This window comes from Streptomyces sp. MS191 (assembly GCF_008042125.1).
Taxonomy (GTDB): domain Bacteria; phylum Actinomycetota; class Actinomycetes; order Streptomycetales; family Streptomycetaceae; genus Streptomyces.
This window is the reverse complement of record NZ_RDBI01000040.1, coordinates 2,782,608-2,790,007: the sequence shown is the minus strand read 5'-3', so window position 1 is coordinate 2,790,007 and position 7,400 is coordinate 2,782,608. Positions and strand designations below refer to the sequence as shown.

Annotated in this window: 8 protein-coding genes and 1 pseudogene; 4 read left to right on the top strand and 5 right to left on the bottom strand. The window is 72.5% G+C overall.

Annotation, left to right across the window (positions count from 1 at the left end; translation table 11 throughout):
* Positions 1-153, top strand: a pseudogene (locus tag EAO71_RS38950) (endonuclease III); the annotation flags it as partial.
* A gap of 308 nt (positions 154-461) precedes the next feature.
* Positions 462-1,136 (top strand): Crp/Fnr family transcriptional regulator, encoded by a 675-nt coding sequence (locus EAO71_RS19925; protein ID WP_015034542.1) that lies wholly within the window; start codon positions 462-464, stop codon positions 1,134-1,136.
* Positions 1,137-1,239: 103 nt separating this feature from the next.
* On the opposite strand, the gene EAO71_RS19920 is transcribed toward EAO71_RS19925, so the two are convergent.
* The 5 genes from EAO71_RS19920 to EAO71_RS19900 all read right to left on the bottom strand — a co-directional run bounded on the left by EAO71_RS19920 (position 1,240) and on the right by EAO71_RS19900 (position 4,626).
* Complete coding sequence (locus EAO71_RS19920) at positions 1,240-2,124, bottom strand: prohibitin family protein (RefSeq protein ID WP_147978939.1); 885 nt, start codon at positions 2,122-2,124, stop codon at positions 1,240-1,242.
* Positions 2,125-2,210: 86 nt separating this feature from the next.
* Positions 2,211-3,041 carry an MBL fold metallo-hydrolase gene (locus EAO71_RS19915; protein WP_147978938.1) on the bottom strand — a complete coding sequence of 277 codons (831 nt, stop codon included), beginning with the start codon at positions 3,039-3,041 and terminating at the stop codon, positions 2,211-2,213.
* On the bottom strand, positions 3,038-3,904 hold the full coding sequence (locus tag EAO71_RS19910; protein ID WP_147978937.1) for an NUDIX hydrolase: 867 nt from the start codon (positions 3,902-3,904) through the stop codon (positions 3,038-3,040). Before EAO71_RS19910 ends, EAO71_RS19915 begins: the two co-directional genes overlap by 4 nt.
* Positions 3,905-4,000: 96 nt before the next feature.
* Positions 4,001-4,471, bottom strand: a complete 471-nt coding sequence (locus tag EAO71_RS19905; protein ID WP_147978936.1) for a RidA family protein — start codon at positions 4,469-4,471, stop codon at positions 4,001-4,003.
* Positions 4,468-4,626 (bottom strand): DUF4177 domain-containing protein, encoded by a 159-nt coding sequence (locus tag EAO71_RS19900; RefSeq protein ID WP_017947820.1) that lies wholly within the window; start codon positions 4,624-4,626, stop codon positions 4,468-4,470. The genes EAO71_RS19905 and EAO71_RS19900 overlap by 4 nt, the downstream gene beginning before the upstream one ends.
* Positions 4,627-4,698: 72 nt before the next feature.
* On the opposite strand from EAO71_RS19900, the gene EAO71_RS19895 reads away from it, so the two are divergent.
* On the top strand, positions 4,699-5,670 hold the full coding sequence (locus EAO71_RS19895) for an ArsA family ATPase (RefSeq protein WP_187282714.1): 972 nt from the start codon (positions 4,699-4,701) through the stop codon (positions 5,668-5,670).
* Between the two features lie 110 nt (positions 5,671-5,780).
* A complete protein-coding gene (locus EAO71_RS19890) occupies positions 5,781-7,160 on the top strand; it encodes an ArsA family ATPase (protein ID WP_410093989.1) in 1,380 nt (459 codons plus the stop codon).
* The last annotated feature ends 240 nt before the right edge of the window (positions 7,161-7,400 follow it).

Below are 7,400 nucleotides of genomic sequence, written 5' to 3'. Positions count from 1 at the left end.
GGCGTGGGCCGCAAGACCGCCTTCGTCGTCCTCGGCGGCGTGGGCCGCAAGACCGCCTTCGTCGTCCTCGGCAACGCCTTCGGCGTGCCGGGCATCACCGTCGACACCCACTTCATGCGCCTCGTCCGCCGCTGGAAGTGGACCGAGCAGGACGGGGGAGGAGTGCGGGGACGAGGACCCCGGAGGACGCCGGAAGGAAGGCGGACAGGGCGGGCGAACGGCCCTCGCACCGCTGTCGAGGAGATGTTCGCCCACAGCGGAATCGCGCCCTGTGGGCGCTCTGGGCAGCCCCTCGGGCCCGGGCTCCCACCGGCGAGTTGGGCGAAACGACCCCCTGACGCACGACCGGAGGCGCCGGTACGTCAGACTTGTGTCGGACCCTTGTGATCGATCGCACTGTTTTCCGGTGCGGCATCATGGGGATGCACCGTCCCCTGAGCAGGTCGACAAGGAGAGAATTCGTGGACGACGTTCTGCGGCGCGCCCCGCTCTTCGCGGCGCTCGATGACGAGCAGGCCGCGGAGCTGCGCGCCTCGATGAGTGAAGCGACGCTCGCCCGTGGCGACGCGCTCTTCCACGAGGGCGACCCCGGCGACCGCCTGTACGTGGTCACCGAGGGCAAGGTGAAGCTCCACCGCACCTCCCCCGACGGCCGCGAGAACATGCTGGCCGTCCTCGGCCCCGGCGAGCTCATCGGCGAGCTGTCCCTCTTCGACCCGGGCCCGCGCACCGCCACCGCGACCGCGCTGACCGAGGTCAAGCTGCTGGGCCTGGGCCACGGCGACCTCCAGCCCTGGCTGAACGCCCGGCCCGAGGTGGCCACCGCGCTGCTGCGCGCCGTCGCCCGCCGGCTGCGCAAGACCAACGACCAGATGTCCGACCTGGTCTTCTCCGACGTGCCGGGCCGGGTGGCCCGCGCGCTCCTCGACCTGTCGCGCCGCTTCGGCGTGCAGTCGGAGGAGGGCATCCACGTCGTGCACGACCTGACGCAGGAAGAGCTCGCCCAGCTGGTCGGCGCCTCCCGCGAGACGGTCAACAAGGCCCTGGCGGACTTCGCCCAGCGCGGCTGGCTCCGCCTGGAGGCCCGCGCCGTGATCCTGCTGGACGTGGAGCGGCTCGCGAAGCGCTCGCGGTAGGCACACCCGTACGCACGCGAAGGGCCGCCCCGGTCGAACCGGGGCGGCCCTTCGCGTGTCCGGGTCGGTCCCGGCGACCGCCGGGACCGGACCCTGTCCGGACCTAGCGCTTCGAACCGTCCACGATCAGCGGGTTGCCGGTGCCGCCGCCGCAGGGGACCGCGTAGACCGGGTTCTTCGCCGAAGCCTCCTTGTACGCCTCGATGCACTGGTTCATCAGGACCTTGTCCGTCAGCGAGTCGTTGAGGATCTTGTTGGCGCGGGCGATGCCCTCGGCCTCGATACGGCGCCGGTCGGCCTCGGCCTTGGCCGTGCGGGCCGCCTCGGTCGCGCGCTCGGTCGCCTGCTGCTGCTGGATCTTGCGGTCGATCTGGCCCTGCAGGGCGTCCGAGGGCTTCACGTTGCGCAGGTTGACCGTGGTGACCGCGATACCGCGCGGGGCGAGCCGCTCCTTGATCAGGTCGCCGATCTCGGCGTTGATCTTCTCGCGGTCGGTGGCGTAGCCCTGCTCGCTCGTGTAGCGCGCGAAGACGTTGCGGACGATCTCCCGGCTGTCGGGGTAGACCAGCCGCTGCTGGATCGCGTCCTCGCTGCCCGCGAGCCGGTAGAGCTCGACGGCCTTGGCCGGGGTCACCGCCCACTTCACGGTCACCTCGGCGTACATGACACCGCCCTGGGAGGAGCGGACCTCGACGACGTCCTTGTCGGAGAGGTTGAGGTCGACCGGGCGGGTGGAGAAGGTCGTGACGTCGGTGAACGGCGACTTGAGGTGCATGCCCGAGGTCATCGGCGTGCCCACCTTGCCGAAGGCGACCGGGACGCCGACCTCGTACGCGCTGACGACGTACAGGGTCGAGCCCAGCAGCGAGAAGACGCCGGCGATCAGCGCACCGAGGGCGCCGAGCTTCAGCCCGCGCGTGTCGTTGGCGCGGGCCACGAAGTAGAGGACCACCGCCGCGATGAGCAGCAGGATCGATATGACGAACATGTGCGTTCCCCCGAGGAATACGGCCAGAAGTAAGCGGAGCGTAAAGCACGAGCCAAAAGTTCCGCTTTCCGGGGGTACCGCCACGGTCAGATCAGGCCATGCTCCTTCAGGTACTCCAGCTGCGCCCGGACCGACAGCTCGGCGGCCGGCCACAGGGAGCGGTCCACGTCCGCGTAGACGTGGGACACCACCTCGGACGAGGTCCGGTGGCCGTTCTCGACCGCCGTCTCGACCTGGGCCAGGCGCGACGCCCGGTGGGCGAGGTAGAACTCCACGGCCCCCTGCGCGTCCTGCAGGACCGGCCCGTGGCCCGGCAGCACCGTGTGCACGCCGTCGTCCACCGTGAGCGAGCGCAGGCGGCGCAGCGAGTCGAGGTAGTCGCCGAGCCGGCCGTCGGGATGGGCCACCATCGTCGTGCCGCGCCCCAGGATCGTGTCGCCCGTCAGGACGGCCCCGTCGGCGGGCACGTGGAAGCAGAGCGAGTCCGAGGTGTGGCCGGGCGTCGGCACCACCCGCAGCTCCAGGCCGCCCACCGCGACGACCTGTCCGGCGGCGAGGCCCTCGTCCCCCAGCCGCAACGCGGGATCGAGGGCCCGCACCCGGGTCCCCGTCAGCTCGGCGAAGCGCCCCGCGCCCTCCGCGTGGTCCGGGTGGCCGTGGGTGAGAAGGGTGAGCGCGATCCGCTTGCCGAGCTTCTCGGCCGTGGCCACGACGTGCCGCAGGTGGCCCTCGTCGAGCGGACCGGGGTCGACGACCACCGCCAGGGCGGAGTCCGGCTCGGACAGGATCCAGGTGTTGGTGCCGTCGAGGGTCATCGCGGACGGGTTCGGGGCGAGGACGTTCACGGCGCGGTCCGTCGCGGGCCCGGACAGGACCCCGCCCCGGGGCTGTCCGGGAAGTGCGGCGGCGTCGGTCATCCCGTACCCCCCGTGGGAATGTGCTTGGTGAACTCGTCGTGACCCGGCCAGCTCAGGATCAGCTCGTCGCCGTCCAGGCGCGCCTGGGCGAGGACGGGGGTCATGTCCTGCTCCCGCGCCGCGTCCAGCGCGTCGGCCGCGGCCCCGAAGGACAGCAGGCCCCGCAGGGTCGAGATGGTCGGGGGCATCATGGTCAGCTCGCCGCGGTCGTAGCCGGCGGCGGCGTCCGCCGGGCGGATCCACACCGTGCGGTCCGCCTCGGTGGAGGCGTTGCGGGTGCGCTGGCCCTCCGGGAGGACGGCCACGAAGAACCAGGTGTCGTAGCGCCGGGGCTCGAACTCGGGCGTGATCCAGCGGGCCCACGCGCCGAGCAGGTCGGAGCGCAGCACGAGCCCGCGCCGGTCCAGGAAGTCGGCGAAGGACAGCTCGCGGGCGACCAGCGCCTCGCGGTCCTTCTCCCAGTCGTCACCGGTCGTGTCGCCGACGACGGACAGGGCCGTCTCGCCGGCGAGCAGCACGCCCGCCTCCTCGTAGGTCTCGCGCACGGCCGCGCACACCACGGCCTGCGCCTGCGCCGGGTCGGGGACCCCGAGGCGCTCGGCCCAGGTCTCCAGGGACGGCCCGGCCCAGCGCACGGGGTGCTCGTCCCGCGGGTCGACGCCGCCGCCGGGATACGCGTAGGCCCCGCCCGCGAACGCCATGGAGGCACGCCGCCGCAGCATGTGCACGCTCGGCCCGCCCTCGCCGTCCCGCAGCAGCAGGACCGTGGCGGCCCGCTTGGGCGTCGCGGGCGTGAGCTCGCCCGCGGCGAGGGCGCGGATGCGGTCGGGCCATTCCGGTGGGTACCACTGACCATTCGCCATGGGCGGATCGTATGCCGGGAGGTCCGGATGTTCGAGAGCCGGTTCCTCCCCCGGACGGGGCGGAACCGGCTCTCGGCACGGCTGACGGGACCGGGATCAGGCCTGGTCGAGCTCCACCTGGACCTCGACCTCGACCGGGGCGTCCAGCGGCAGCACCGCGACGCCGACCGCGCTGCGCGCGTGCACGCCCTTGTCGCCGAGGACGGCACCGAGCAGCTCGCTCGCGCCGTTGACGACGCCGGGCTGCCCGGTGAAGTCGGGGGCCGAGGCGACGAAGCCCACGACCTTCACGACCCGCTTGATCCGGTCCAGGTCACCGGCGACCGACTTCACGGCCGCGAGGGCGTTCAGCGCACAGGTGGCCGCGAGCTGCTTGGCCTCCTCGGCGGTGACCTCGCCGCCGACCTTGCCGGTCAGCTGCAGCTTGCCCTCCACCATCGGGAGCTGGCCCGAGGTGTAGACGTACACACCGGACTGCACGGCCGGCTGGTAAGCGGCCAGCGGCGGCACCACCTCCGGCAGCGTCAGGCCCAGCTCGGCCAGCTTGGCCTCGACGGCCCCGCTCACGACTTCTCCCGCTTCAGGTAGGCCACGAGCTGCTCGGGGTTGTTCGGCCCGGGCACGACCTGGACGAGCTCCCAGCCGTCCTCGCCCCAGGTGTCCAGAATCTGCTTCGTCGCGTGCACCAGAAGCGGCACAGTCGCGTACTCCCACTTGGTCATGGGGCCGACTGTATCCGCTGCCACAGGCAGCCTCCTGCTTAGGCGGGTGCGCCAGTGGTTAGGCTCGAAGACGTGAGCAGGCTCCAGGTCGTCAGCGGCAAGGGCGGTACCGGTAAGACGACGGTCGCCGCCGCCCTCGCGCTCGCCCTCGCGACCGAGGGCAAGCGGACACTCCTCGTGGAGGTCGAAGGCAGGCAGGGCATCGCACAGGTCTTCGAGACGGAGGCCCTTCCGTACGAGGAGCGCAAGATCGCCGTCGCCCCGGGCGGCGGCGAGGTCTTCGCGCTGGCCATCGACGCCGAGCGCGCGCTCCTCGACTACCTCCAGATGTTCTACAAACTGGGCAGCGCGGGCCGCGCCCTGAAGAAGCTCGGCGCGATCGACTTCGCGACGACGATCGCGCCCGGGGTCCGGGACGTCCTGCTGACCGGCAAGGCGTGCGAGGCGGTCCGGCGGCGTGAGAAGCACGGCGGCTACACCTACGACCACGTCGTCATGGACGCGCCCCCGACCGGCCGGATCACCCGCTTCCTGAACGTCAACGACGAGGTCGCGGGCCTGGCCAGGATCGGCCCGATACACCATCAGGCGCAGGCCGTGATGCGGGTCCTGAAGTCCCCCGAGACGGCCGTGCACCTGGTGACGCTCCTGGAGGAGATGCCGGTCCAGGAGACCGCCGACGGGATCGCGGAGCTGCGGGAGGCCGAACTTCCCGTGGGCCGGGTCATCGTGAACATGGTCCGCCCGCACGTCCTCGACGAGGCGGCGGTACGGGCGGCGGCGGGCGACCACCGGGACGCCATCGCGGCCAGTCTGGCGGCGGCGGGGATCTCCGGCGGCACGAAGCTGGTCGAGCCGCTGGTGGAGCAGGCGGCCGAGCACGCGCAGCGGGTCGAGCTGGAGCGTACGCAGCGGGCGGTCCTGGCCGGCCTCGGCGACCTCGGCGTCTCGACGTCGGAGCTGCCCTTCCTGGGGGACGGGGCGGACATCGCGGGCCTGTACCGACTGGCGAAGGAACTGCGGAAACAAGGGGTGGGCGCGTGACGGACCGAGTGGAAGCCCCGGCGACGGCGGCGGCGAACCCGGCACCGGACGGCGGGGACCTCACCCGGCCCGCCGCGGGCACCGGCCCGGCGGCCCGCTCCGACGGCGCCGTGCCGGCCTCCGGGGGCCCGGACGGCGCCCTCCCGGGCAACGGCCTCGACTCCGTGCCGACGCTGGACCTCGATCCGCTCCTCGACGACCGCGGGACCCGGATCATCGTCTGCTGCGGCGCCGGCGGGGTCGGCAAGACGACCACGGCGGCGGCGCTCGGCGTCCGGGCGGCCGAGCGCGGCCGGAAGGTCGTCGTCCTGACGATCGACCCGGCCCGGCGGCTCGCCCAGTCGATGGGCATCGACTCGCTCGACAACATCCCCCGCAAGGTCGACGGCATCAAGGGATCCGACGGCGGGGAACTGCACGCCATGATGCTCGACATGAAGCGGACCTTCGACGAGATCGTCGAGGCGCACGCGGACGCCGACCGGGCGCGGGCCATCCTGGAGAACCCCTTCTACCAGTCCCTGTCGGCCGGCTTCGCCGGTACGCAGGAGTACATGGCCATGGAGAAGCTCGGTCAGCTGCGGGCCCGCGACGAGTGGGACCTGATCGTCGTCGACACCCCGCCGTCCCGCTCCGCGCTGGACTTCCTGGACGCGCCGAAGCGGCTGGGCTCCTTCCTGGACGGGAAGTTCATCAAGCTGCTGATGGCACCGGCGAAGATGGGCGGCCGGGCGGGGATGAAGTTCCTCAACGTCGGCATGTCGATGATGACCGGGACCCTGGGCAAGCTGCTGGGGGGTCAGTTCCTGAAGGACGTGCAGACGTTCGTGGCCGCCATGGACACGATGTTCGGCGGCTTCCGGACCCGCGCGGACGCGACGTACAAGCTGCTCCAGGCGCCGGGCACGGCGTTCCTCGTGGTGGCCACGCCGGAGCGGGACGCGCTGCGCGAGGCCGCCTACTTCGTCGAGCGGCTGGCGGCCGAGGAGATGCCGCTGGCCGGACTCGTCCTCAACCGCGTCCACGGCAGCGGCGCGGCCCGGCTGTCGGCCGAGCGGGCGCGGGCCGCCGCGGAAAATCTTGACGAGGGCGGCATGACGGATCCGGGGGCCGGGAAGACTGAGATTCGTGGCTCCCGAGCCACCATCCCCGAGCCGTCAGACATCGCCACCGCCGCCGCACGTTCCCCGCAGGACCCCCAGGCTGCCCCCACAGCCGAGCCCGCGCACGACCGTGACACCGATGTACCGGACACCACTGACGCGGCAGACGCGCCGGATGTCCGGCGACTGACCGCAGGTCTGCTCCGTCTGCACGCCGAACGCATGCAGGTGCTCGCACGCGAACAGCGCACGCGCGATCGCTTCACCGCGCTCCACCCCGAGGTACCGGTCACCGAGGTGGCCGCCCTGCCCGGCGACGTGCACGATCTCGCCGGGCTCCGGGCCATCGGTGATCGCCTCACGACGGGGCGCATCCCGCAGTCCTGAGCGCTGCCCCGCGCGCACCCCCAGGGGGTGTCCGGGCGGCCGTCTCCGTCCCGGGCGCTCCCGGGCACGTATGCCCGTCGGCACGGGTCCCTGCCCCGACGACCGCGCACGGAAGCGCGAGTTGTCGCCGGCGTCACGCGTGGTCCCGGACGACTGCGGGCGGAGGGCCTCCGGCCCACCGCCTCGTCCGTCGCGTGGTGCGACGCCGGGGCGCGTCGGCCCGGCACGATCCCCCACAGC